Below are 24,557 nucleotides of genomic sequence, written 5' to 3'. Positions count from 1 at the left end.
CGATCAACTCGGCGCCGGCGCGGCGAAGCAGTCGTCGCGGTGCCGGAGGGCGACGGGCGCCGGCGCTGCCCTCTTGACCCACAGCTCGGCCACCACGCGCGGGCTCCGCAGCCGGTCGGGCCTCCCCGGCCGCCACCGTCACCGCCACCCGCGACCGCCACCGCCCCCCCAACCGGGGACCAGCGGCCCCCTGAGGCAAGGCGCCCCAGGCCCCCCGCCCTCGCCCCACCTGGCCTTCGCCCCGCCGGCCGGACGGTGCCGGGGCCCAGCCGGAACGTACCCTCCGGCGCCTTGTCAGTGCGACGACCCCGGCGATATAACGTTGTAAAACTTACCCTCAGGGACTCGGCGAACGGCTCACGGTGACGACACCACACCCACACCGACCACCCGAGTCGGGGCCACTTCGAAGGGAATGCCTTGCGGGTCAGCCTCAAGGACGTCGCCGCGCACGCTGGGGTCTCCATCAAGACCGTCTCCAACGTGGTGAACAACTACCAGCACGTCACACCGGCCATGCGCGATCGCGTCCAGCGGTCCATCGACGCGCTCGGCTACCAGCCCAATCTGACCGCCCGACACCTCCGCAAGGGCCGCACCGGCATCATCGCGCTGGCCCTGCCGGAACTCGGCAACCCCTACTTCGCCGAACTGACCGCGGCCGTCATCAACGCCGCCGCCGCGCACGACTACATCGTGCTGCTGGACCACACCGGCGGCCGCCGTGAACAGGAGGTGCTGGTCAGTCAGGGTTTCCGGGCACGCGTCATCGACGGGCTCATCCTCAGCCCGATCGAGTTGGAGACCGAGGATCTGCGCCACCGCTCGGAGCAGGTGCCGCTGGTGCTGCTGGGCGAGCGGGAGTACGACCTGCCGTACGACCACATCGCCATCGACAACGTCGACGCGGCCCGCGCCGCGGTACGGCACCTGGTCGGGCTGGGGCGCCGCGAGGTGGCCTTCATCGGCGCCCGGCGCGCCCGCAGTGAGCCGGCGCAACTGCGTGTGCGCGGCTGGCGTGAGGAGTTGGGCGCCGCGGGACTCCCGGCCGACGACGGGCTCGTGGCGGAGACGGACGGCTGGGGGCACGCGGACGGCGCGGCGGCCATGAGCCGCATCCTGGACAGCGGGCGGCGTCCCGACGCGGTGTTCGCCTACAACGACCCCATGGCGATCGGCGCGATGCGGGTGCTGCACGAGCGGGGCCTGCGGATTCCCGAGGACATCGCGGTCGTCGGTTTCGACGACGTCGTCGAGGGGCGTTTCGGCGCGGTGACCCTCACATCCGTGTCGCCCGACAAGGAAGCCATCGGCAGGCTCGCGGTCGAGTCCGTGCTGGCCCGGCTCGGTGGTGCGGTACCCGAACCCCGGCGGATCCGGGCGGACTACACGCTGGTGGAGCGCGAGAGCACGGTGGGGCGACGGTAGGGCGGACGTTCCTGCAGAGGGAGGGCTCGGCGTCCGTACGGCGGGACCCGGCGTCCGTACGGCGGAAGAGCGCGTCCGTACGGCGGAATTCGGCGCCCGTTGCGGGGAATTGGGCGTCGGCGTAGTCCAAGTGCGCGAGTGCAGAGGGGGTTTACAGCATCCTTCCAACGATGTAAAAACCTCATTGCGGCGGACCTGACAACGATTTCCGCCGGGGGGAGAGCACTGTTCCTGCTTGACCAGCTCGCCCCCAGTTCCCTTTCAGCGTCGCCCGGATCGGGGTCACCATGCAGCGCACAACTCACCGTCCTCGCCTCCTCAGCCGTCCCACGGTCGTGGCCCTGGCCGCCGCGGTGGCCCTGACCGCCACCGCCTGCGCCAAGTCGGAGGACGACGCGGCGACCGGCAGCAAGTCCCCGGCCGCCGCCGGCGCCGAGCAGAAGGTCGCCACGCCCAAGCCGGGCAGCAAGACCTGCACCGTCGACGCCTACGGCGGCCAGAAGCTGGACCTCGAGAACGCGACCGTCGGCTTCTCCCAGTCGGAGAAGGAGGCCAACCCGTTCCGCATCGCGGAGACCCAGTCCATCAAGGACGAGGCCGAGAAGCGGGGTGTCAAGCTGCTGACGGCCAACGCCCAGTCGCAGTTCTCCAAGCAGATCAGCGACGTCCAGGACCTGCTCGCGAAGGGCGCCGACCTGCTGGTCATCGCCCCGCTCAACTCCGACGGCTGGGACCCGGTGCTGCAGGCCGCCGCCGCCAAGAAGGTCCCGATCGTCACGATCGACCGCAAGATCAACGCCACCGCCTGCAAGGACTACGTCTCTTTCATCGCCTCGGACTTCGTCGAGCAGGGGCGGCGCGCCGCCGACCAGATGATCGAGGCCACGGGCGGCAAGGGCGAGGTCGCGATCCTGCTCGGCTCGGCCGGCAACAACGTCACCACCGAACGCACCAAGGGCTTCAAGGACCGGATCGCCGAGAAGGCGCCCGATCTGAAGGTGGTGTTCGAGCAGACCGGCGACTTCGCCCGCGAGAAGGGCCAGCAGGTCACCGAGCAGCTCATCCAGTCGAAGCCCGGCATCAAGGGCATCTACGCGGAGAACGACGAGATGGGCCTGGGCGCGGTGGCCGCGCTCAAGGGCGCCGGCAAGAAGCCGGGCGACGTCAAGATCGTCACGGTCGACGGCACCCGCAACGCCGTCCAGGGCATCGTCGACGGCTGGATCAGCGGCGTCATCGAGTCCAACCCGCGCTTCGGGCCGCTGGCGTTCCAGACCCTCGACACCTTCACCAAGGGCGAGGAAGTCGCGCAGGACGTCATCATCGAGGACGGCGCCTACACCGCGGACAACGCGAAGACGGACATCGGCAAGGCCTACTGATCACCCCAGGGGCCCGGACGTCCGCTCCGGGCCCCCACCGTCCTCCCTCGACCCATTCCTTCTGGAGGCACAGGTGGCGGCACCACCCGCCGAAGTCCTCGCCGTCCGCGGCCTGAGCAAGACCTTCCCCGGCGTCCGGGCCCTGGACGACGTGGACCTCACCCTGCACGCGGGTGAGGTCCACGCACTCATCGGCGAGAACGGCGCCGGCAAGTCGACCCTCATCAAGCTCCTGACCGGCGTGTACCGGCCCGACGCCGGCGAGATCACCTTCCAGGGCCGCAAGGTCTCCTTCGCCACCCCCCTGGACGCGCAGAAGGCGGGGATCTCGACCATCTACCAAGAGGTCAACCTGATCCCGCTGCTCAGCGTCGCCCGCAACCTCTTCCTGGGCCGCGAGCCCCGCAACCGCATCGGAGTCCTCGACGTCGCCCGCATGAACCGCCAGGCCGAGGAGATCCTGCGCACCTACGGCGTCCGGGTGGACGTCCGCCGCCCGCTGCGCAGCCTCGGCGTCGGCGCCCAGCAGATGGTGGCCCTCGCCCGCGCCGTGGCCACCGACGCGCGGATCGTCGTCATGGACGAACCGACCTCCTCCCTCGAACCACGCGAGGTGGAGACGCTGTTCTCGGTGATCCGGCGCCTGCGTGACGAGGGCATCGCGGTCGTCTACGTCAGCCACCGCCTGGACGAGCTGTACGCCGTGTGCAGCACCGTCACCGTGCTGCGCGACGGCCGTCGCGTCCACCACGGCCGGCTGGCCGACCTCGACCGGCTCACCCTGGTGTCGACCATGCTCGGCCGGGACCTCGGCGAGGTCCGCAAGGAGGGCCTGACGAAGTTCACCGGCGACCACGCAGCGGCAGGCACCCGACCGGTGCTGGAGGCCGAGGAACTGACGGTCCCGCACCAGCTGCACGGGGTCAGCCTGAGCATCCGGCCCGGTGAGGTCGTCGGGCTGGGCGGTCTGCTCGGCTCCGGACGCACCGAGACGGCGAAGGCCATCTCCGGTGCCCTGCCGGTGCGTTCGGGCCGTGTGACCGTGGCCGGCGTCCCTCTGCGCGGCGGCTCGACACCGGCCGCCATCCGGGCGGGCGTCAGCCTGCTGCCCGAGGACCGCAAGAGCGAGGGCATCGTCCCCGGCCTGTCGGTCCGCGAGAACATCGCGCTCGCCGTCCTGCCCCGGCTGTCCCGCTTCGGCCTCGTCTCCGAGGCCCGCGTCGACAGCATCGTGGACACCTTCGTCGAGCGACTGCGGATCAAGGCGTCCTCCCCGCATCAGAAGGTCGGCGAACTCTCCGGCGGCAACCAGCAGAAGGTGCTGCTCGCCCGCTGGCTCGCGATGAACCCCAAGGTGCTGCTGCTGGACGAGCCCACCCGCGGCATCGACGTCGGCGCCAAGGCCGAGGTGCAAAAGCTCGTCGACGAACTGGCCGCCGACGGCCTGGGCGTCCTGCTCATCTCCTCCGACCTGGAGGAACTGATCGAAGGGTCCGACCGCGTGGTCGTACTGAAGGACGGTGCCGTGGTCGGCGAGCTGACCGGCGACGACGTCACCGAGGACAAGCTGATGCGGACCATCGCCGGGGACGCCCCCGCGCCCGCCGTGGCCAAGGAGGCGGCGACCGATGGCTGAAGCCACCCTGCGCACCGCCCCACTGGACAAGGCCCGCGTCCTGCAATGGCTCCAGACGTACGGCGTCTACGCCGGAGTCGCGGTCCTGCTCGTCGTCAACATCGTCATCACCCCGCACTTCATGTCCGCGGAGAACTTCCGCACCCAGGCCGTCCAGGTCGCCCCGGTCATCATCGTCGCCCTCGGCATGGCCCTGGTCATCGGCACCGAGGGCGTCGACCTCTCGGTCGGCGCCGTGATGGCACTGGCCGCCTCCGTCACCGCCCTCTACCTCGGCTACGGGCTGCTGCCGGCCCTGCTGGTGGTGGCGGTGTTCGCGGCCGGAGTCGGCCTGGCCAACGGGGCACTGGTCGCGTTCGTCGGGGTACAGCCGATCGTGGCGACCCTGGCGCTCATGGTCGGCGGCCGGGGCCTCGCGCTGGTCCTGCTCCCGCAACTGGAGGACCTGCGCAACCCGTCGCTCGCCTCCCTCGGCTCCGGCGACGTCCTCGGCATCCCGTATCTGATCCTGATCGCCACCGCCCTGGCGCTGCTGCTCGCCTTCGTGGTCCGCCGCACCACCTTCGGGCGCCAACTGCTCGCCATCGGCGACAGCCGCCCCGCGGCCCAGCTCGCCGGACTGCCCGTACGCCGCGTACTGATCATCGTGTACGTCGTCTGCGCGCTGCTCGCCGCCGTGGCGGGCGTGCTCGCCACCGCCCGCCTCCAGGCGAGCGACCCGACCTCCCTGGGCAACTTGATGGAACTGTCCGCCATCACCGCGGTCGTGGTCGGCGGCACCCCGCTGACCGGCGGCCGGGTCAACATCGCCGGCACCGTGGCGGGAGCCGTCCTGATCCAGCTGCTGACGGCCACGCTCATCAAGCACGATCTGCCGCCCTCGTGGACCCAGATCGCCCAGGCCATAGTGATCGTCGCCGCCGTGTACGCGGCACGGGGACGGGGGAAGCGATGACCGCCACGAGAACGGACGCACCCGTGACCACCGCGAGCAAGCAGCCGTCGGAGGAGACCGAACCGGTCGGCTCCGCCCGCTCCGAGCGGATCAGCGCCCTCGTCCAGCAGCACGGCGCGCTGGCCGTGCTGATGATCGTCTGCCTGGTGGCCTCGTTCAGCTTCGACTCCTTCGCCACCGGCGACAACATCGGCAACATGGGGACCAGTTCGGCGTTCCTGGCCATCGTCGCCCTCGGCATGACCTTCGTGATCATCACCGGTGGCATCGACCTGTCGGTCGGTTCCCTCTTCGCGCTCGGCGGTGTCCTGGCCGCCTGGGGATCGCGCCACGGCACCCTGGTGGCGCTGCTCCTGCCGCTGGCGGTGTGCGGGCTGATCGGCGTCGTCAACGGGCTGCTCGTGGCCCGGTCCCGCCTGGCCCCCTTCATCGTCACGCTGGCCGCCATGCTCGGCGCACGCGGTCTGATGCTGGCCATCACGGACGAGGGCGCGGACACCTTCCTGATCGGCAAGGGCTCCCTCCTTGCCGAACTGGGCCAGGGCACCACCCTCGGCCTCGGCAACCCCGTGTGGATCACGCTGGCGCTGTTCGCCGCCGGAGCCCTGGTGCTGCGCCGCACCCGCTTCGGACAGCACGTCTACGCCGTCGGCGGCAACGAGGACGCGGCGGCCCTGATGGGCGCCCCCGTCGCCCGCACCAAGATCCTGGTCTACACGCTGTCCGGGCTGCTGGCCGGGCTGGCCGGCGCGCTCAACGCCGCCTGGCTCGCCTCCGGCGTCACCATCCTCGGCAACGGCATGGAACTGGAGGCCATCTCCGCCGTCGTCATCGGCGGCACCCTGCTGACCGGCGGCCTCGGCTACGTCAGCGGCTCGCTGGTCGGCGTCCTGCTGCTGAAGGTGATCCAGAACGTCATCAACCAGATCGGCTCCCTCGACTCCTCGTACCAGCAGGTCGTCAGCGGTGCCTTCCTGGCTGTCGTCGTCGTCGCCCAGACCTGGCTGGGCCGCAGACGGCAGCTGATGTGAGAGCCCCGGACACGGCAGGCGTGCAACTCGCGATCGCGTCTGCCGCGTCCGGATCCAGGCGGCCGGAACCTCAGGTCCCGGCCGCCTTCCGCACACGCACGTCTCCGCACCCCCACTAGTGAAGGAGTCACGATGCGTCCCATGTCACCCGCACTACGCCGGCCGGGTACCTGGCTCAGACGGCGGGCGCGGTGGGCCACCACCGCTCTCGCCGCCCTGACCCTGGTCGGCGGTACGGCCCTCACCGCCACCGGCACGGCGACGGCCGCGCCCCAGGCGTGGACACCCAAACCGTCCCCGATGACCACTCCCTGGACCAACGAGGTCCCCACCACCACCCCGCTCCCGGAATATCCGCGCCCTCAGCTCACCCGCCCCGACTGGGCGAATCTCAACGGCATCTGGGACTTCGCCGTCACCTCGGCCGACGCCGGCCAGCCCGCGACATTCACGGAGCAGATCCGCGTCCCGTTCGTCGCCGAGTCCGCGCTCTCCGGCATCCAGCGCCGGATCACCCAGAACGACAAGCTCTGGTACAAGCGCACCTTCACCGTCCCTGCCGGCTGGAACGGCCGCCGAGTCCAACTGCACTTCGGCGCCAGCGACTGGCGTACCACCGTGTGGGTCAACGGCCGCCAGGCGGGTGCCGCGCACAGCGGAGGCTTCGACGCCTTCTCCCACGACATCACGGACCTCCTCAACGGCGGCACCAACACGATCGTCGTCTCCGTGTGGGACCCGACCGAGACCGGTGGCCAGGCGGTCGGCAAGCAGCGGATCCGCGACGTCGCCCCGCACCCCGGCGGCGGCATCTTCTACACGGCCGCGTCCGGCATCTGGCAGACGGTGTGGCTCGAACCCACGGCCCCCGCGCACATCACGCGTCTGGACATGGTCCCCGACCTGGCGAACAACCGCCTCAAGGTCACCGTCCGGGGCGCCGGCACCAACGGCCACCAGGCCCGCGTCACCGTCTCCACCGGCGGCAGCACGGTCGGCACGGCCACCGGCCCGGTCGGCGCCGAGTTCACCGTCCCGGTCCCGAACCCGCGCCTGTGGACCCCCGAAGACCCGTTCCTCTACGACGTGCGGGCCGACCTGCTTTCCGGCGGTACGACCGTCGATTCCGTCGGCAGCTACACCGGTATGCGTTCCGTCGGACTGGCCCGCGTCGACGGACTCCTGCGCCCGGTCCTCAACGGGCAGTTCGTCTTCCAGACCGGCACGCTCGACCAGGGCTACTGGCCGGACGGCATCTACACCGCGCCCACCGACGCGGCCCTCCGCCACGACCTCCAGAAGCACAAGGACCTGGGCTTCAACATGGTCCGCAAGCACATCAAGGTCGAGCCGCAGCGCTGGTTCTACTGGGCCGACCGGCTCGGGCTGCTGGTCTGGCAGGACATGCCCTCCATGGACCTGCGCACCCCCGACGCCGCCGCCCGCACCCAGTGGGAGGCCGAGTACGACCGTGTCATCGACCAGCACCGCAGCTCACCCTCACTGATCATGTGGGTCAACCAGAACGAGGGCTGGGGCCAGTACGACCAGGCCCGTATCGCCACCGAGGTGAAGGCCTACGACCCCTCCCGGCTGGTCAACAACATGAGCGGCGTCAACTGCTGCGGTGCCGTCGACGGCGGCAACGGCGACATCGTCGACCACCATGTCTACGTCGGTCCGGGCACCACCGTGCCCAGCGCCACCCGGGCCGCCGTCCTGGGTGAGTTCGGCGGCCTGGGTCTCAAGGTCGCCGGCCACGAGTGGTACCCCGGGGGCGGCTTCAGCTACGAGGACCAGCCCAGCGCGGCCCACCTGAACAACCGCCTGACCGGCCTGCTGGACGCGATCCGCGAGGTACGCATGCCGCGCGGCCTGTCCGCGTCCGTGTACACCGAGATCACCGACGTCGAGAACGAGGCCAACGGCCTGCTCACCTACGACCGTCAGGTCGTCAAGGTCGACGAGGCCCGCATCAGGGCCGCCAACCGCGCCCTCGTCGACGCCTCCCGCGGCTCGACGGCGCCCCTCACACTGCCCACCGGCCAATACAGGTCGCTGCGCGTGACCACCCCCGGCCTCACCGACCGGTACATCCGCCACAAGGACGGCGCAGCCTTCACGGAGGTCGTCGGCAGCGCCAGCGACGCCCTGCTGAAGAACGACGCCACGTGGAGGATCGTGGCCGGCCTCGCCAACAGCTCCTGCTACAGCTTCGAGTCGCGCAACTACCCCGGTGAGTACCTGCGACACCGCGAGTACCGCGTCTACAAGGAGGCCGGCAGCGGCGATCTGTTCCGGGCCGACGCCACCTTCTGCCCGGTCCGCGGCGCGAACGGGGGAGTGCGGCTGTCGGCGTACAACTTCCCGGAGCAGTATCTGCGCCACTACGACGCCCAGTTGTGGCTCGCCACGCCGGGCGGCACGCACACCTGGGACAACCCCGCCCTCTTCACGGAAGACACCACATGGACGGTGGAGGCTCCGTGGGCCCCGTGACCCGGGCGTAAGGCACAGAGCCGAGCGGGCGGCGGCGTGTCGGATGACGCGCCGCCGCTTCGGCGTGCCCCAGTTCGACGGCATCGTGCGCTGTGGCTGTGGCTGTGGCTGTGGCCACTGCCAGTTGCCGGCCGTCGACCGCTGTACGTGCCGGCGGCGGACGGACCCTTTGGGGCCCACCGGATGGTCATTGCCCCGGGACCGCCCCATCGGCCGCGCGTCACCTCGACGATGCGGCGCGGTCTCGCCGGTGCGAGGACACACGAAAAGGGCCCCGGCGGGAGTGCTTAGGTTCTAGCGGTCCTCGCAACACTCATGATCGATGGGAGTTGCGAGGACCGTGGGCGGTAAGAGGCTCGATCCGGCGTTGAAGAGGCGTTTCCTCGATCGGCTGGATGTTGTGGGGAGCGTGTCTCCCGTGGCCCGTGAGCTGGGGCTGAACCTGAATACAGCGTTCACGCTGGCCCGTCAGGCGGGCATGACCACTGGGCATCTGGGGCATCCGCGGCGCGAGGAGTACGTCGAGCTGCGAGCCCGGGGCGTCTCGCGACGGGAGGCTGCCGAACGGGTCGGAGTGCACGTGCGCACGGCCAAGGACTGGGACTACGGCGTCCGGAAGTCCGGCAATGGTCGGGTCTACCCCGACGGCCGACGTGTGAACTACACGACGGGAACCGTCACGATGTCCGGTGTGATCATGAAGACGCCGGTCAGGCCAGTAGTGAGCCTCAAGTCTCTTGAGAAGAAGCTGCACCCCCGCTTCCTGTCCCTCTCGGAGCGGGAGCGGATACGCGACCTCCGCGCCGCCGGCCAGTCCCTGCGGGCCATCGGACGCGCCCTGGGACGCCCGGCCAGCACCATCTCACGCGAGCTGCGGAACAACTCGGGGACCGCCGGCTACCTCCCCTACGCGGCACACAGGGTCGCCGCCGCACGCAGGCCCCGGCCGAAGCAACGCAAACTCGTGGGCGAGAGCCCGTTGCGCAACTTCGTCCAGGACGGTCTGCGCAGACGGTGGTCTCCGGAACAGATCTGCCACGCTCTGACCAAGAGCCATCCCGACGACCAGGACATGCGGGTGAGCGTGGAGACGATCTATCAGGCACTGTATTTGCAGGCCAGGGGCGGTCTGAAGCGGGAAGTCCAGGCAGCCGTCCGCACGGGTCGCACGCGCCGCAGGCCGCGACGCGACCCGGGTCGTCGCACCCCCCGGTTCAACGACCCGATGGTGATGATCAGCAGCCGTCCCCCCGAGGTCGAAGACCGGGCGGTGCCGGGTCACTGGGAAGGCGACCTCATCGTCGGCGCCTACGGCCGGTCCGCCATCGGGACGCTGGTCGAGCGGACCACTCGCTACACCATGCTGGTCCACCTGCCCGGCAGCTCTCACGACGCCGCAGCAGTCCGTGACGGCCTGGTCCGCACCGTCCAGAACCTGCCCCCGCACCTACGGGGCTCGCTCACCTGGGACCAGGGAACCGAGATGGCACGTCACAAGCACTTCACCATGGCCACGGGGATGCCGGTCTACTTCTGCGATCCTGCCTCGCCCTGGCAGCGCGGCTCGAACGAGAACACCAACGGCCTGTTGCGGCAGTACTTCCCCAAGGGCACCGACCTGAGCCTGCACAGTCCCGAAGACCTCGAACACGTCGCCCAGGAGCTCAACGGCCGTCCACGCAAGACGCTCGGCTGGGATACACCAGCCGAGCGTCTACGTGATCTACTCACCACCTGAGCCAGGCAGTGTTGCAACGACCGCTAGAACAGAAGGTGCTTCCCGCCGGGGCCCTTTCAACACTGCTCCGCTACGGCATCTCGTCCGTGTGGAGCGCGCTCACCTCCTCGGCGGTGAGCGCCTTGTCATAGGCGTGCACCTCGTCGACCGAGCCGTTCCAGAAGTCGGTGTCGTTGCCGTCCCACTGGGCGCGGCCGACGGTGAGGGCACCGGTGCTGGGGTAGGCCGCGCCACCGGTCACGGTCGCGGCCGGCTTTCCGTCGACGTACAGCGTGATCGTGTTGTCCGTGCTGTCGCGGACGCCGACGAGGTGGTACCAGCGGCCCTTCTCCGCTGCGGTCACCAGCCGGGCGCGGTTCCCGCCCGGGGTGCTGAAGGCGAAGGCGCCCTGGCCGTACTGGAGGTAGAAGGGGCTGGCCTGGCGCCGGGTGTCCTGGCTGACCGCGGTGGCGTAGTTGCCGGGCAGTTCGTCCAGCCGCACCCAGGCGGACACCGAGTAGCTTCCGGTGGTGTCCAGCACGGGGCCGTCGGTCTCGGCGTGCTGGCCCTGGCCGTCGAACGTCAGGGCGCTACCGCTGACGCCGGGCGTCCACGTGGTGCCCTCGGTGAGGGTCAGGGACTTGGCCTTGGGGCCGCCGTCCTTCGCGGTGGTGCCACTGCCCTCGTCGAGGGACCAGTGGCCGCCGCCCTTCAGCGGCTGCCGCTCGCCCGCGGCGGCACCGGCCGCGACGACCTTGCGGTTGATCTCACGGACCCTGACCGGGTCGACCTTGATCTCCCGGCGGTCGTACGTGTACAGGCCGTTGAGCTCGTTCTCCAGGTCGGTGATCTGGGTGTAGACCGAACCGGACAGCTCGGCCCCGGCCTGGTCGAGGTAGAACTCCTCGGTGTTCTCCACGTACCTGCGGGTCAGCGCTTCCTTGTCGGCGACACCGCTGTAGATCACCGTCGGGGCACCCGGCCACATGTGGCCCGGCGTACGCAGGACGAAGCCGCCGTGCTCGCCGTCCATCGCGGCCCGGTGGTCGGGGAACGGCGGGTCCTCGTTGTTGTAGTCGTGGTGGTCGATGATGTCGCCCTTGCCCGAGTCACCCTTCGAGTTGCAGCAGTTGACACCGCTGTGGGCGTTGACGACACGGGACGGGTCGGCGGCCTTGACGGACTCGGCGATGCGGCCGGTCTCTGTGCGGTCCCACTCGCCCCAGCCCTCGTTGAAGACGATCCAGCTGATCACGGAGGGCGAGTTGTGGTGCTCCCGCATCACTTCCCTGCCCTGGTCGACGAAGGCGCGCCGCCCGGTCTCGTTGGTGATGTTCCCGGAGACGAAGTCCTGCCAGACCAGCAGACCGAGCCGGTCCGCGTGGTAGAACCAGCGCGGCGACTCCACCTTGATGTGCTTGCGGACGGCGTTGAAGCCCAGTTCCTTGTGCGCCTCGAGGTCGAACGCGAGGGCCTCGTCGCTGGGCGCGGTGTACAGGCCGTCCGGCCAGAAGCCCTGGTCGAGCGTGGCGAGGGAGAAGATCGGCTTGTCGTTGAGGACCAGCTTCTGGAAACCGCCGACCTTCTCGATGCCTATCTTCCGCATACCGAAGTAGCTGCCGACCTTGTCGGTCGACCTGCCGTCGGTGAGCTGGACGTCGAGGTCGTAGAGGTAGGGGTTGTCCGGGCTCCACAGGTGCTGGTCGGCCACCGGCAGCCGTAGCTGCTTGTTGGCCGGCCCGCTCACCTTGCCGACGACCTTGCCGCGCTTGTCGCGGGCGACAGCCTCGACACGGGCCCCGGCGGAGGCCTTGTCCGACTCCACCGTCACGGCGAGGCTGCTCGTGTCGATGTCCGGAGTGGTGACAACGTTATCGATGGCTGTAGTGGCCACCGGTTCCATCCAGACGGTCTGCCAGATGCCCGACGACTGGGTGTAGAAGATGCCGCCGGGGTTGACGGACTGCTTGCCCATCGGCTGGTCGGCGCCGCCGGTGTCGGTGACGGCGACCACCACCTCCTGCGGCCCGCTGCCCTCGAGCGCGTCGGTGATGTCGGCGCTGAAGGCGTCGTAACCGCCGGTGTGCTGGGCGACCTGCGTGCCGTTGACCCATACCCGCGCCTGGTAGTCGACGGCGCCGAAGTTGAGCTTCAGCCGGTTGCTCTTGCCGTCCTTGCCGACCTTCCAGTCCTTCGGCACGTTCACCAGCTTGCGGTAGAACATGTGGTCTTCGTGCCGCTCCAGCCCGGAGAGCTGGGACTCGACCGGGAAGGGTACGACGATCTTCTCGTCGAGGTCCGTGCCGAACACCGGCTGCTCGCCCGCCTCGGCGCCGCTGAACTGCCAGGAGCCGTTGAGGTTCTTCCACTTGGAGCGCACCTGCTGCGGGCGCGGGTACTCCGGCAGCGGGTTCTTCTCGTCGAGCCGGTCGCCCCAGGTGGTGGTGAGCCGGTGGGTGGAGGCGTTCTCGGCGTAGCGGATGACCTTGGGCACGGTCTCGCCGCCCGATGTCAGACCGCCCTCACCGTCGTAGGTGACCCGCACCTGCTGGTTCTTCTGGATGGGCTCGGCCAGCGTCACGAGCAGGGAGTTGCGGTCGCCGGGGGCGGTGGTGACCGACTTCAGGGGCATGGCCGTGGTGTCGGCTTCGACCTTCAGGTGGTCCTTGACCGTCCGGAGGTCACCGACCCTGCCCTCGAACCGGGCCCGCAGTCGCCGGCCGTCCGCTGCCACGGACAGTTCTACCGGGTAGACCTCGAAGCCCTCCGGCGGAGTGAACGCCGACATGGGCACGAGCTGCTTGGGCTGGTCCGGGGTGGACCAGCGCAGGAACATGTTGGAGCCGCCGAAGTCCTGGAACATCTCCAGGCGGAAGTCGTACTTCTGGCCGGCGGTCAACTTCACCGGGGCGCTGGTCTGTTCCCGGTCCCAGTCCGGCTCCCAGTGGTCGATGACCGGCTTTCCGTCGATGAAGAGGCGGAAGCCGTTGTCGCCGATGGCGTAGAAGGTGTAGTCACCGGTGGTCGGTGCCTCGATCTGCCCCGTCCAGCGGGCCGTCGTGTGCTCCGTCCTGCCGTTCAGTTCCTGGAAGGTGCTGGTGAGGCCGGAGAAGTTGATCTGCGGATCGAGCAGGGTGCCACCGAGCTCGGCGAAGTCCCGGGCGCCGGGCGCCGACATGCTGAAGTACTCGCCCTTCAGGCCGTGCACCTCGACGCCGGACTGCTCGGCGCCGGGCGCGGACGCCTGGCCGGCCGGCTCCGCGGCGGAGGCGGTGGCCATCAGCCCGCTCGGAGGCAGTACCAGGGCCGCCGCGGTCAGCAGCGCCCACACTCTGGCGCGTGGGCGGATGTGTCGTCTTGTCATCGAACCTTTCCTCGCACGAAGGCCTTCGACCGGAACCGGTCACAGGAGAACGCCGGTACGGGTGCGGTCAGGCGGCTCTTTCAACGTTGGAAATCCTGTGACAGCGGAATGACAACACGCCCTCGGGTGGCTGTCCAGACCTCTCGCATCACTGGACTGCCGCGCCGTCACGGACGGCCGCACCGACGGCAGTTGATCCCCGCGCCCCACTTGCACGGGTGACCTCGGCAGTCTCCGGGCCGTTGACAATGCCGACGCCGCTCACGATGCTGTGGGAGCGTTCTTTCATCGATGTAAAAGATCTCCGGCGGCCGGGGCGTCGCAGCGGAGGCCAACGATGGGCGGGACCATGCAGCTTTCACGCCGTCTCTCCGGCGCAGCCGCCTTTGTGCTGTCCGGCGTCCTCGCCGCCGTACTGGCGCTGACATCCGCCGAACCCGCCCGGGCGGAGCAGACCGGGCTGCGGGCCGCGGACCCGAGCGTCATCAGAGTCGGCGGCACATACATCGCGGTGCAGTCCACCGGTGCCGGCATCACGGTGCGGCAGGCCCCCTCGACGGCCGGCCTGGCCTCGGCACCCGCCCGGCAGGTCTGGTCGGACACCCGGAACCTGGGCGACGTCTGGGCCCCCGAGATCGTGCGCGACACCGGCCGCTACTACATCTACTTCACGGCCGGCCGCGGACCCGCCCACCGCATGTACGTGATCAGCTCGGCCACCCCGGACAGCGGCTACACCGCCGAGACGAAACTGGCCCTGCCTGACGACAAATGGGCCATCGACGGAACCCTGTTCACCTTCAACGGACAGCGCTGGTTCGTCTGGTCCGGCTGGGCCGGCGACACCGACATCGAGCAGAACCTCTACATCGCCCGGATGAGCAGCCCGACCACACCGACCGGCGCGCGCCACATCATCTCCCAGCCGCGGGAGAGCTGGGAGCGGGTGGTCGGCAACCCGTACATCAACGAGTCACCCGAGGCCATCAAGGACCCCAACGGGCAGCTGCACATCGTGTACTCCGCCAACGGCAGCTGGAGCGACCAGTACTGTCTGGCCGATCTGCGGCTGCGGGCCGGCGGCGACCCGACGTACGTGTGGGACTGGTACAAGTCCAACGGCTGCCTGTTCGGTTCCAATCGCGCCACGATGATGGCGGGTTGGGACCCGACCCTGCACGTCAACGGCCCCGGCCACCACACGTTCGTCCTGCTCGACGGCGACATCGCCACCAGCCCTCCCGCCGGGCCGACGTTCCCGATGATGTTCCACGCGGTACCGAAGGGGACGCCGTACTCCTGGCAGAACCGGTACTGGTACACCGGAACCTTCTGCTGGTGGGGCAACACCGCCTACAGCCGCGCCAACGTCCCCGGCCCCAACACGGACACCGGGTGGGGCCTGAAGTTCTTCGAGTAGGGCAAAGGAGCACGCTCGAAGGGCCCGTTCGCCCAAACACCCCGCCGGCGTTTGAACGAACGGGCCTTCTCCCCCGCACTGCGGCTCGTATCGCAAGGGCCCCCCGGGTCACGCGGACCCGGCCCCTGTCCCTGCGCTGCGCTCGATCAGGAGACGGAGCTGCATCCGTCCACGATGCCGTCGTGGACGTTGCAGACGCGGAAGCGAATGTCACGTACGTCCTTGAAGTCGACGAAGTAGTCGATCTCTCCGGGGCCGCTTCCGTCGCCTCCGACGAAGCCGGGCGGCTGCCGCCAACCGAGCGTCGTCCAGCCGCCGTTCTGCCACTTCTTGCCGGAGTACTGGAGAATCCCCTTGTCGATCCAGCTGTTGCAGTTCTCCAGCTGAATGACTTCGATGCTGCCGTCGGTGTCGTACTTCGGGTACCCCCCGGCCGACCCGTCGGCTGTCCACTCGTACCAGCCGAAGGCCTCGTAGCAGTCCCCGTAGGTGGCCCCGTAGACCGTGCCGGCCGTCTGCGCCCCCGCGGCAGACGGAACCAGCGCGAGTGCCGCGGCCGACGCGAGCGTGGTGAGCAGATAGGGGACCGTACGCCCCTTAGCCGTGGTGGTCGGTGCGGTCTTGCTGCGCATGCGACTCCTCCTCGTCATCCCCCTGCACGGGGAGGCGGGTCGAACGGCAGAGTGGCTGGAGCCGCCGTGTGACCCCCTCTTGGGTGGTGTCACGACCCTGCACGACGGCGCTTGCGGAAACCTGGAACAAACCTTGAACGTGCTGATGACAGCGCGCCCGCTGCGGCCGATCCCTCCTTGGATCACAGTACGAGTGGGGTGGTGCGAGGTTCGGGCGTGCCGGTCGGCAGCCCACGCCGTCTGGGGACACGATCACGGGAGCGGTTCTCCCGGGAATCTCACTGGGTGATCCGGTCGTCGGCCGTTAATCTGCGGACGGAGGATGAAAAGGGGGTGAGGTGGTGCGTCCGGTGCTGCTTGTCGATGTGGACGGACCGCTGAATCCGTATGCGGCCAAGCCGTACCGTCGGCCCGAGGGGTATGAGACGCATCGCATGATGACGCCCCGCTGGGAGGCCGCGGAACGACGCAGACTGGCCGAGTGGGGACTACCGAACAGGCCGGTGAAGCCTCTTCGGGTGTGGCTGAACCCGAACCACGGTCCGGCGCTGACGGCCCTTCCCTTCGACCTCGTCTGGGCGACGACGTGGGAGGAGGAAGCCGACGAATTCATCGCGCCGGTTCTGGGGCTGCCTACGCTGCCCTACATACCCTGGCCCTCACCACGTCCCGAGCCCGCGGGTGGTGTGTTCTGGAAGACACCGGAGATCGTGGCATGGGCGAAGTGCCGTCCATTCGCTTGGGTCGACGACGAGATCTCGGAGGCAGATCACGCCTGGGTGCAGGAACATCACCACGGTCCTGCTCTACTGCACCGGGTCGACCCCAGGCGCGGCCTTGAGCCCGACGATTTCGCCGCGCTGACGGCATGGGCGATGCGCATCACATCGCCGTGAGCGGGAGTGGGGTGTGCGACGACCTGGCGCCGGACACAGCTGTGAGCGGAGCCGTGGGGATCGCCTGGGACCGGCGCGGTCAGCGGGACGGCGGTGTCACTTGCCGAGTTGTCTGGCCACAGCAGCGCGCCGGGCGAACACCTCGTCCTGGGTGTCCCTCATCTCCCTGAGGGCTGCTTTGCGTTCCCGTTGCGCGAGACGGTCTACGTACAAGTGGCCGCGCAGGTGGTCGGTCTCGTGCTGCAGGCACCGGGCGAAGTAGCCCCGGCCTTCGATCACCAGGGGATCGCCGTCCTTGTCGCGGCCCCGGACGACGGCACGATCGAGGCGGGGGACGACGCGGTAGGGGCCGGGCACGGACAGGCACCCTTCGGGCTCCTCCACCAGACGGCGATGCTCGGCGGGCACCTCGTCCAGGACCGGGTTGGCGATGTGCCCGACATGACGGACACCCCAGTCGTCGGTGATGTCCCACACGAACAGTTGCAGATCCACATCGACCTGGTTGGCGGCGAGACCCGCCCCCTCCGCCACCTGATTGGTGGCGAACATGTCGTCGATGAGCTTCGCCAGCTCCGGGCTTCCGAATTCGGTCACCTCTCGGCATCGGCGATGCAGGATCTCTTCGCCCACCACGGTGATCCGGCGCACCTCGCCTCGTTCCGCCTCCGGTGCGAGCCGAGGAAAGGAGTTGACGGGCTCACCCTGCACACGCACCCGGCGATCCTGTGCCGTGTCACCGAATCCACCTGACATGAACCATCGACGCCTTTCCTGAGTGCTTCGGCCACCGGCCCGAGCTGCCGTCCTGTCCGACAGTTCGCCAAGTTCTGTGCAAAATAGCACCCTTTGTGAAGAAGTCGACGTCATCAGTCCTTTGACGCCCAACCCTCCCCGTCAGGCATGCCAACACGATGCAGGACACTCGTGAGGCGAAGGCGAGCGCTGCGTGACATGCAGGAACGCAGCCGCTCGTGAGCTGACGGCGAATATCTGACCCTCAACGCTTGAAACGTCGGATCAGGGCTCGTACGACATCGGTCCGTGCGACGTGCAGTGCGAAGTGGTCGTTGCCGGTGGTCGTGGGCTTCGCGTACCAGGGCAGGCCGTGGCGGCGCCACTTGGCGGGAGCCGCTTGCCTGGGCCGGGCCGGGAGGGGCAGCGCCCACCGACCGAGACGAAGCTCGCCCTGCCACACGCCGGCGGGGAGGCTGGTGACCGGGATCCGTATCGAGAAGGTCCCGTCTGCCGAGAGGTGACTGACGGGGAAGGTGGGCCCGGTGCCGCCCTGGCCGTGGTCGAGGGCGATGGTCAGGGTGGAGTCCGGGAACGCGGACAGTGTGCACCGTCCGGTGAATTCCAGTTCGCTCGGTGCGTCCTTGGCCCAACGGGCCCCGGTCAGGCTCAGGTGTGCCGGCACCGTGTGCTTGTTCTCGCCGAGGTCGAGGGTGAGGTTGCCGTGCGGCTTGGTCGTGTAGAGCGTGATGGCCCGCAGGTCTCCGGTCACGTCGACGACATGTGTCGTGGGCTTTCCCGAGACGGTGGTGGCCCGCTTGCTGCCGATGCGGACCTCTCGGGACAGGCCTTGTGCGCCGATCGCGAGGGAGATGTCCCACAGCCCGTCGTCCAGTGGCTCGCCGTCGGCGGCCGTGGTGATGTCGACGCTTGCCTCGAAACCGGCATGCTCGTACGTGTAGTGGCCCTCGTCCTCTTCGGCGCCGAGCCCGGGCGTCGCCGTGTGGTCCACGGGAAGCCGGTACTCCGTCCCCCGGTCGCGTTCGCGCAGCACGAGTTCGGTGGTGACGTCGTCGGTCTCCACCCGGTGGATGTAGGCATGGCCGGCCAGGTGCAGGGTTGTGCCGTACAGCTCCGCTCGGGTCACCTGGTGGCGGGTGCCGAGCTGGGCGGTGACGTCGTAGCAGATGTCGGGGACGGCGAGTGCGGGGTCGCGGAGGAACGGGTAGCGGGCCAGTGCCCGACCGTCCTCGACGAGGACCGGCGTGGCCACACTGCTGTCCGCGAGCGTCTCCTCGAAGGTGATGAATTCGAGGAGTTCGTCGAGCCTGCGGTGGCGCACCAGGTGGAGGCGCAGCCGGGCCAGCGCGGAGAGGCGCTCGTTCATCCCGTCGTGCCACAGCGGTTCGATGATCTCGGCGAGTCGCCGCAGCGTCTTCTGCTGGGTGGCGGGGTCCTCGCGGACCAGTTGATTGTGGAGGAACTTCTGCACCGGGACGGTCAGGTGCCGGTGGGCCAGGTGGTCGCGTCCAGGGCCGGGTGGGACGTTCTCGAGAATCATGTCGACCACGCGTGGCAGGTATCGCAGGCGGGGTTCGGAGCCTCCGGACTGCACGGTGATGTTGCTCTCGTCCTCGCGCAGCATCCAGAACAGGCAGTCGTAGTCGGCCAGTACGGAGACACCGGCGGCGTGGAGGTAGGCGGCGCCCACGAACAGCTGGTCCTCGCCGATGGAAAGGTCGGTGGGGAAGCGCAGTTCGTGCCGCTCCAGCAAGTCCCGACGGAACAGTTTCATCGGGTTGAGCGTCCAGTACACGCGGGACGAGAAGACGTCGGTCTTCGGCTGGTTGTGGCGGAACATCGAGGTGGGTGCCTTACGGCCGCCGACGCCCACCATCTTGCCGACAACGATGTCGGTGTCGTTCTCCTCTGCCATGGCGACCATGCGTTCCAGGGCTTCGGGCCCGAGGTGGTCGTCGGCGTCCAGGAAGAAGACGAAGCGGCCACGGGCGTGATCGAGCCCGACGTTGCGCGGTACCGACGGTCCACCCGAGTTCGGCTGGTCGAAGAGGCGCAGCAGCCCCGGGTACTCATCGGCCAGACGCTTGAGTTCGGCGGCGGTGCCGTCGGTCGAGCCGTCGTTCACCACGATGATTTCCAACGCGTCCCGGCCGATGCTTTGCTCGGCGGCTGATGAAACGCAGCGCGTCAGATAAGGCATCGCATTGTACGCGGCGATGATTACCGAAACGGTCGGGCCGGTCATCGTCATGCTCTCCCGGAAATGCGGGGCCCCTCCCTGCCGGAGCATCTCTTGTAGTGGCGACAAGGCCGTTGGGAGAAATTCACATACCTGCGGAAGGGTGCCGGAGGGGTTGCAAAGCTAGCATGAACCGCTCACGACTGCGCAGTGAATCTGAGGTGAAGGGCGGGTTCGTCAGGTCCGTTGGTGGCGGCGACCGTTGGTTGATTTGCCTGGTTCAGGTGAGGTGCCATACTCCGCTTCGATGCGGTGTGAGAAGTGGGATTGATTCCCTGATCGGTGATTGCTGTCCGCTTCCCAAACCCATGAATTCTGGCGGACTGTCCGGTTTGATTGGCTGTTGTCCAGGGTGGTCGACGGCCCGGCGGGGACGCGGGCGTGGCGACGGTGAGGGGTCGTCGGCGGCGGTTCTTGTGCGGCAACCGGAAAGTGCGTAACAGAGCTTCCCTGCTACGGTGGGCCGATGTCATCGGTGAAGCAGTTCCAAGTCACTTTCGACTGCGCAGAGCCTGAGCGCGTCGCTCGTTTTTGGTGCGAGGTGTTGGGTTATGTCGTACCGCAGCCACCGGAAGGGTTCGCCACTTGGGACGATTTCAATCGCTCACTGCCGGCTGAGGAGCGGGGTTCATGGTTCGCGTGCAGTGATCCCTCAGGTGTGGGCCCGCGGCTGTACTTTCAGCGCGTTCCGGAGGGCAAGGTCGTCAAGAATCGGGTGCATCTCGATGTGCGCGTCGGCACCGGACTCGTGGGTGAGGAGCGCCTGGCCACGCTCGAAGCCGAATGCACTCGACTGGTCGCGCTCGGTGCGGTACGCGTGCGACTGCTGACTGCCGATGAGGACAACGAGTCGTGCATCGTGATGCAGGACATCGAGGGCAACGAGTTCTGTCTCGACTGAGCGTCCTCCGAGACGGCGGTTGGTCCCTCAGGGGAACGACCGGACCTGCACACTGACGTCGAGCCGCCCGACGGCGGCTCAGGACAGCGCCGCCGTCGACCCCCTGATCACCACCCGGCAGGGCAGGGCCTCGACCCCCGCTCGGCGGCCGCCGTCGATCGCGCCGAACAGGGCGTGCGCGGCGGCGCGCCCGACCTGTTCGAAGTTCATGTCGACGCTGGTCAGCGGCGGCCGTGCACCGGACGTCAGGACCTGCCAGTTGTCGAAGCCCATGACCGCCACGTCCTCCGGGACGCGATGTCCGCGCTCACGCAGGACCTCCATGACGCCGCGCGCGATCTGATCGCTGCCGCACAGCACCGCGTCCACATCCGGATGCCGGTCGAGCAGGAGCGCGGTGGCCGCTCGCCCCCACCCCTCCGACCACGCCCCGAAGCGCGGCTCGCCGACCGGCGACAGGCCGGCATCGGCAAGCGCGGCCAGCGCGCCTTCGGCCCGGTCGCGTGCCGCGAGGTATCCGGGGTCTCCGGTGATGTGCGCGATCCGGGTGCGGCCGCAGGCGAGCAGATGCTCCACGGCGATCCGTCCGGCGCCGACGTTGTCCGGAACGATCGACACATCGGCCGGGTCCTGCGACGGGGCGTACGCGTAGACGACGGGGACGGGCAGTTCACGGCCGAGGGACGGACGCGGGTCGGTCCGGCTGCCCACCACGATGAGTCCGTCGACGCGCCTTCCGAGCAGCGCGCGCACATGGTGCTGCTCGCGGATCGCGTCTCCGCGGGCGTCGCAGAGGAACACGGCGACCTCGCCGGCGCCGAACGCGTCCTCGGCGCCCATGAGGATCGGAATGCTGAACCGGCCCTCCAGATCACTGGTGAGCAGGCCGACGGTGCCCGTACGCCCGGCGAGCAGACCGCGGGCCAACTGGTTGGGCCGGAACGACAGCCGCTCGGCTGCGTCGATCACTCGCTGCCTGGTCTCCGCGCGCACCTGGCTGCGGCCGTTGAGGGCCTTGGACGCGGTGGCGACGGAGACTCCCGCGAGCCGGGCGACGTCGCTGAGCGTGGCGGGATACGAACGAGAGGGGCCGGTGGCCTGTGCCATGGGGTGTTCTCCTGTCTCACGCCGCGTGCGTAAACCGTACGCGAGAACTTTCGGCGACGAGGTGTCCTGGCAGTTTCCGCAGGTTTCGGCGGAGGGCTGTACCAGTGTGCTCCGCAGGGATTGACGGGGCATCAGGCCCGTCCTAGCTTTCTGAAAGCCTTTTCGGGCTGTTTCTGCCTCGGCGCACATCGTTGTGGAAGCCGATCACAGAGGGGGAGTCGCCATGGGGAGCACGACCGGACCACGCAGGCCCGTACACCGGATCGCCACCGGCGCCGTCGCGCTCCTGGCCGCCGTGGGCCTGATCACTGCCTGCGGATCGGGGGACGGTGGCTCGGGCGGCGGGAACGGAGGAGGCGGCGCGGCGAACGCGAAGGGCGTCGACGACGGCACGAAGCTGACGATGTGGACCCGGGCCGCGACCCGCCCGCAGAGCGAGGCGCTGGTCAAGGCGTACAACGCGAACCACGACAACGAGATCGAACTGACCGTCATCCCCACCGACGACTACCAGGCCAAGGTGGGCGCAGCGGCCGGCTCCGGCGATCTGCCCGACCTGTTCGCCTCGGACGTGGTGTTCGTGCCGAACTACACCTCCAGCGGCCTCTTCTCCGACCTCACCGACCGTGTCGACGCCCTGCCGTTCGCCGACTCCCTCGCCCAGTCGCACATCAAGGCCGGTACGTACGAGGGCAAGAAGTACGTCGTGCCGCACACCCTCGACCTCTCGGTCCTCTTCTACAACAAGGACCTGTACCGCGAGGCGAAGCTCGACCCGGAGAAGCCGCCGACCACGCTCGCCGAGTGGGACGAGCAGGCACGCGCCGTGGACGCGCTGGGCGGCGACGTCAGCGGCACGTTCTTCGGCGGCAACTGCGGCGGCTGCGGTGTCTTCACCTGGTGGCCGTCCATCTGGGCCGCCGACGAGGACGTGCTGAACGAGGAGGGCACCGAGGCCGACCTCGCCTCCGACACCGCGCGGAAGGTCTACGACACCTACCGCGGATGGGTCCAGGACGACATCGTGGCGCCCGGTGCCCGCGACGAGACGGGCGCGACCTGGACCGGCGTGTTCCCCAAGGGCAAGGTCGGCGTGATGCCCATGCCGTCGACCACCCTCGGCCTGATGCCCGAGGACCTCGACCTCGGGGTCGCCCCCATCCCGGGACCCGACGGCGGCAAGTCCACGTTCGTCGGCGGCGACGCCGTCGGTATCTCCGCCACCAGCAAGTCCGCCGACCAGGCCTGGAACTTCCTCGCCTGGTCCCTCGACGACGAGGCGCAGGTGGACGTGGTCGCCGCCAACAAAGATGTCGTGGCACGCACCGATCTGGCCTCCAACAAGCACTCCGAGGCGGACCCGCGGCTGGTGACGATCAACGAACTCGTCGCGCACGGCCGGACCCCCTACGCGTTGAAGTTCGGCCAGACCTTCAACGATCCCAACGGGCCCTGGCTGGCCCTGATGCGCGACGCGGTGTTCGGCGACGGATCGTCCGTGGCGAAGGACAACGATGCGGTCACGGCCTCCCTGGGCGACTGACCGGTACCGCTGCACCCGGCCCGCCGGCAGAAGCTCAACCCGGCACGCCACCTCCCACGTCCATCGGCAGAGGAGAGCCATGCAGGTCAAGGCGCCCGGCCGGGCGACCCATGCGTCACCTGCCCGGCCGGAGCACCCCGTCCGCCCCCGACCGACCACGCCCCTGTGGAGGTCCCGCACCGCCCAGGGCCTCGCGTACGCCGCCCCCACGGCCGTGTTCGTGGCCGTCTTCTTCCTGTTGCCGCTCCTGCTCGTCGGACAGATGTCGCTCAGCGACTGGCCCCTGCTCGCGGGCGACCGGGGCGGCAACGCCCCTGAGAACTACACCGACGTCACCGACAGCCCTCTGTTCTGGCCCGCGATCCGCTTCACGCTCCTCTACACCGTGCTCGTCACGGTCGTACTCCTCGGCCTGGCGCTCCTGCTCGCCCTGCTCGTCCAGGAATCCCGCCCCGCCGCGGGCTTCTTCCGCACGGTCTACTTCCTGCCCGGGGCCGTCGGACTGGCCTCCGCCTCCCTGCTGTTCTGGGGCCTCTACAGCCCCACGACCGGCCCCCTCAGCCGGATCCTGGAAAGCCTGGGACTCGTCGACGACCCCGTCTCGTTCCTGGGCTCGCCGACCTCCGCCCTGCTGTCGACCGTGTTCCTGGTCGTCTGGAAGTTCGCCGGCTTCTACATGCTCATCCTCCTCGTGGGTCTCCAGCGCATCCCCCACGAGGTGTACGAGGCGGCCCGGACGGACGGCGCGAGCCGAGGGCAGATCTTCCGCTCCATCACCCTTCCGCTGCTGCGCCCCTCCCTCGCCCTGTCCCTGCTGCTCTGCGTCACGGGCTCGCTGCTGGCCTTCGACCAGTTCTTCATCCTCACCAAGGGGGGACCCGACAACAGCACGGTCACGATCGTGCAGTTGATCTACCGCGAGGCGTTCCAGCGGCTGGACCTCGGCACCGCGGCGGCCCTGTCGATCATCGTGCTCGGCGCGCTGCTCCTGCTCAACGTCCTGCAGTTCCGTGGCCTGCGCCGCGCCGACGAGTCATGAGGAGGGACCCGG

17 protein-coding genes are annotated in these 24,557 nt (G+C 69.0%); 12 read left to right on the top strand and 5 right to left on the bottom strand.

What is annotated here, in order from left to right:
• The first annotated feature begins 420 nt into the window (after window positions 1-420).
• The 7 genes from DN051_RS03305 (at window position 421) to DN051_RS03275 (ending at window position 10,669) form a co-directional block, all read left to right on the top strand.
• Window positions 421-1,428 carry a LacI family DNA-binding transcriptional regulator gene (locus tag DN051_RS03305; protein ID WP_053756848.1) on the top strand — a complete coding sequence of 336 codons (1,008 nt, stop codon included), beginning with the start codon at window positions 421-423 and terminating at the stop codon, window positions 1,426-1,428.
• Between the two features lie 287 nt (window positions 1,429-1,715).
• Window positions 1,716-2,810, top strand: a complete 1,095-nt coding sequence (locus tag DN051_RS03300; protein ID WP_112437929.1) for an ABC transporter substrate-binding protein — start codon at window positions 1,716-1,718, stop codon at window positions 2,808-2,810.
• A gap of 73 nt (window positions 2,811-2,883) precedes the next feature.
• Window positions 2,884-4,446 (top strand): sugar ABC transporter ATP-binding protein, encoded by a 1,563-nt coding sequence (locus DN051_RS03295; RefSeq protein ID WP_112437928.1) that lies wholly within the window; start codon window positions 2,884-2,886, stop codon window positions 4,444-4,446.
• On the top strand, window positions 4,439-5,401 hold the full coding sequence (locus DN051_RS03290; RefSeq protein WP_112437927.1) for an ABC transporter permease: 963 nt from the start codon (window positions 4,439-4,441) through the stop codon (window positions 5,399-5,401). The genes DN051_RS03295 and DN051_RS03290 overlap by 8 nt, the downstream gene beginning before the upstream one ends.
• Window positions 5,398-6,432, top strand: a complete 1,035-nt coding sequence (locus DN051_RS03285) for an ABC transporter permease (RefSeq protein WP_199314869.1) — start codon at window positions 5,398-5,400, stop codon at window positions 6,430-6,432. Before DN051_RS03290 ends, DN051_RS03285 begins: the two co-directional genes overlap by 4 nt.
• A 132-nt stretch (window positions 6,433-6,564) precedes the next feature.
• The gene (locus DN051_RS03280; protein WP_112437926.1) at window positions 6,565-8,931 is read left to right on the top strand and encodes an AbfB domain-containing protein; all 2,367 of its coding nucleotides are present in this window, start codon (window positions 6,565-6,567) and stop codon (window positions 8,929-8,931) included.
• Between the two features lie 478 nt (window positions 8,932-9,409).
• The gene (locus tag DN051_RS03275; protein WP_425471804.1) at window positions 9,410-10,669 is read left to right on the top strand and encodes an IS30 family transposase; all 1,260 of its coding nucleotides are present in this window, start codon (window positions 9,410-9,412) and stop codon (window positions 10,667-10,669) included.
• 70 nt (window positions 10,670-10,739) lie between these two features.
• Here DN051_RS03275 and DN051_RS03270 read toward each other — a convergent pair whose 3' ends face one another.
• Window positions 10,740-14,012 (bottom strand): LamG-like jellyroll fold domain-containing protein, encoded by a 3,273-nt coding sequence (locus DN051_RS03270; protein WP_112437925.1) that lies wholly within the window; start codon window positions 14,010-14,012, stop codon window positions 10,740-10,742.
• A 349-nt stretch (window positions 14,013-14,361) separates the two neighbouring features.
• Between DN051_RS03270 and DN051_RS03265 the strand changes: the two genes are divergently transcribed.
• The gene (locus tag DN051_RS03265) at window positions 14,362-15,432 is read left to right on the top strand and encodes a glycoside hydrolase family 43 protein (RefSeq protein ID WP_112442008.1); all 1,071 of its coding nucleotides are present in this window, start codon (window positions 14,362-14,364) and stop codon (window positions 15,430-15,432) included.
• A gap of 146 nt (window positions 15,433-15,578) precedes the next feature.
• Here the strand turns inward: DN051_RS03265 and DN051_RS03260 are convergent, their stop codons facing one another.
• Window positions 15,579-16,064, bottom strand: coding sequence for a hypothetical protein (locus DN051_RS03260; RefSeq protein WP_112437924.1), 486 nt, complete (start codon window positions 16,062-16,064; stop codon window positions 15,579-15,581).
• Between the two features lie 338 nt (window positions 16,065-16,402).
• Here DN051_RS03260 and DN051_RS03255 point away from each other — a divergent pair, with 338 nt between their 5' ends.
• Window positions 16,403-16,960: an HAD domain-containing protein gene (locus DN051_RS03255; RefSeq protein WP_053756840.1), complete on the top strand. Its 558-nt coding sequence runs from the start codon at window positions 16,403-16,405 to the stop codon at window positions 16,958-16,960.
• A 96-nt stretch (window positions 16,961-17,056) separates the two neighbouring features.
• On the opposite strand, the gene def is transcribed toward DN051_RS03255, so the two are convergent.
• Together def and DN051_RS03245 are read right to left on the bottom strand one after the other, a co-directional pair.
• The gene (def, locus tag DN051_RS03250; RefSeq protein ID WP_112442006.1) at window positions 17,057-17,671 is read right to left on the bottom strand and encodes a peptide deformylase; all 615 of its coding nucleotides are present in this window, start codon (window positions 17,669-17,671) and stop codon (window positions 17,057-17,059) included.
• Window positions 17,672-17,960: 289 nt separating this feature from the next.
• Window positions 17,961-19,916 carry a glycosyltransferase family 2 protein gene (locus DN051_RS03245; protein WP_246040898.1) on the bottom strand — a complete coding sequence of 652 codons (1,956 nt, stop codon included), beginning with the start codon at window positions 19,914-19,916 and terminating at the stop codon, window positions 17,961-17,963.
• 505 nt (window positions 19,917-20,421) lie between these two features.
• On the opposite strand from DN051_RS03245, the gene DN051_RS03240 reads away from it, so the two are divergent.
• Window positions 20,422-20,856 carry a VOC family protein gene (locus DN051_RS03240; RefSeq protein ID WP_053756837.1) on the top strand — a complete coding sequence of 145 codons (435 nt, stop codon included), beginning with the start codon at window positions 20,422-20,424 and terminating at the stop codon, window positions 20,854-20,856.
• 78 nt (window positions 20,857-20,934) lie between these two features.
• Here the strand turns inward: DN051_RS03240 and DN051_RS03235 are convergent, their stop codons facing one another.
• Entirely contained in the window at window positions 20,935-21,963 is a 1,029-nt protein-coding gene (locus DN051_RS03235) for a LacI family DNA-binding transcriptional regulator (RefSeq protein ID WP_053756836.1), read from the bottom strand.
• Window positions 21,964-22,186: 223 nt separating this feature from the next.
• On the opposite strand from DN051_RS03235, the gene DN051_RS03230 reads away from it, so the two are divergent.
• Together DN051_RS03230 and DN051_RS03225 are read left to right on the top strand one after the other, a co-directional pair.
• On the top strand, window positions 22,187-23,506 hold the full coding sequence (locus tag DN051_RS03230) for an ABC transporter substrate-binding protein (protein ID WP_112437923.1): 1,320 nt from the start codon (window positions 22,187-22,189) through the stop codon (window positions 23,504-23,506).
• A gap of 79 nt (window positions 23,507-23,585) precedes the next feature.
• A complete protein-coding gene (locus DN051_RS03225; protein ID WP_053756834.1) occupies window positions 23,586-24,545 on the top strand; it encodes a carbohydrate ABC transporter permease in 960 nt (319 codons plus the stop codon).
• The last annotated feature ends 12 nt before the right edge of the window (window positions 24,546-24,557 follow it).

Origin of the sequence: Streptomyces cadmiisoli (genome assembly GCF_003261055.1) — a bacterium.
GTDB classification, from domain to species: domain Bacteria; phylum Actinomycetota; class Actinomycetes; order Streptomycetales; family Streptomycetaceae; genus Streptomyces; species Streptomyces cadmiisoli.
The sequence above is the reverse complement of the archived record's forward strand: the minus strand, read 5'-3'. Positions and strand labels throughout refer to the sequence as shown.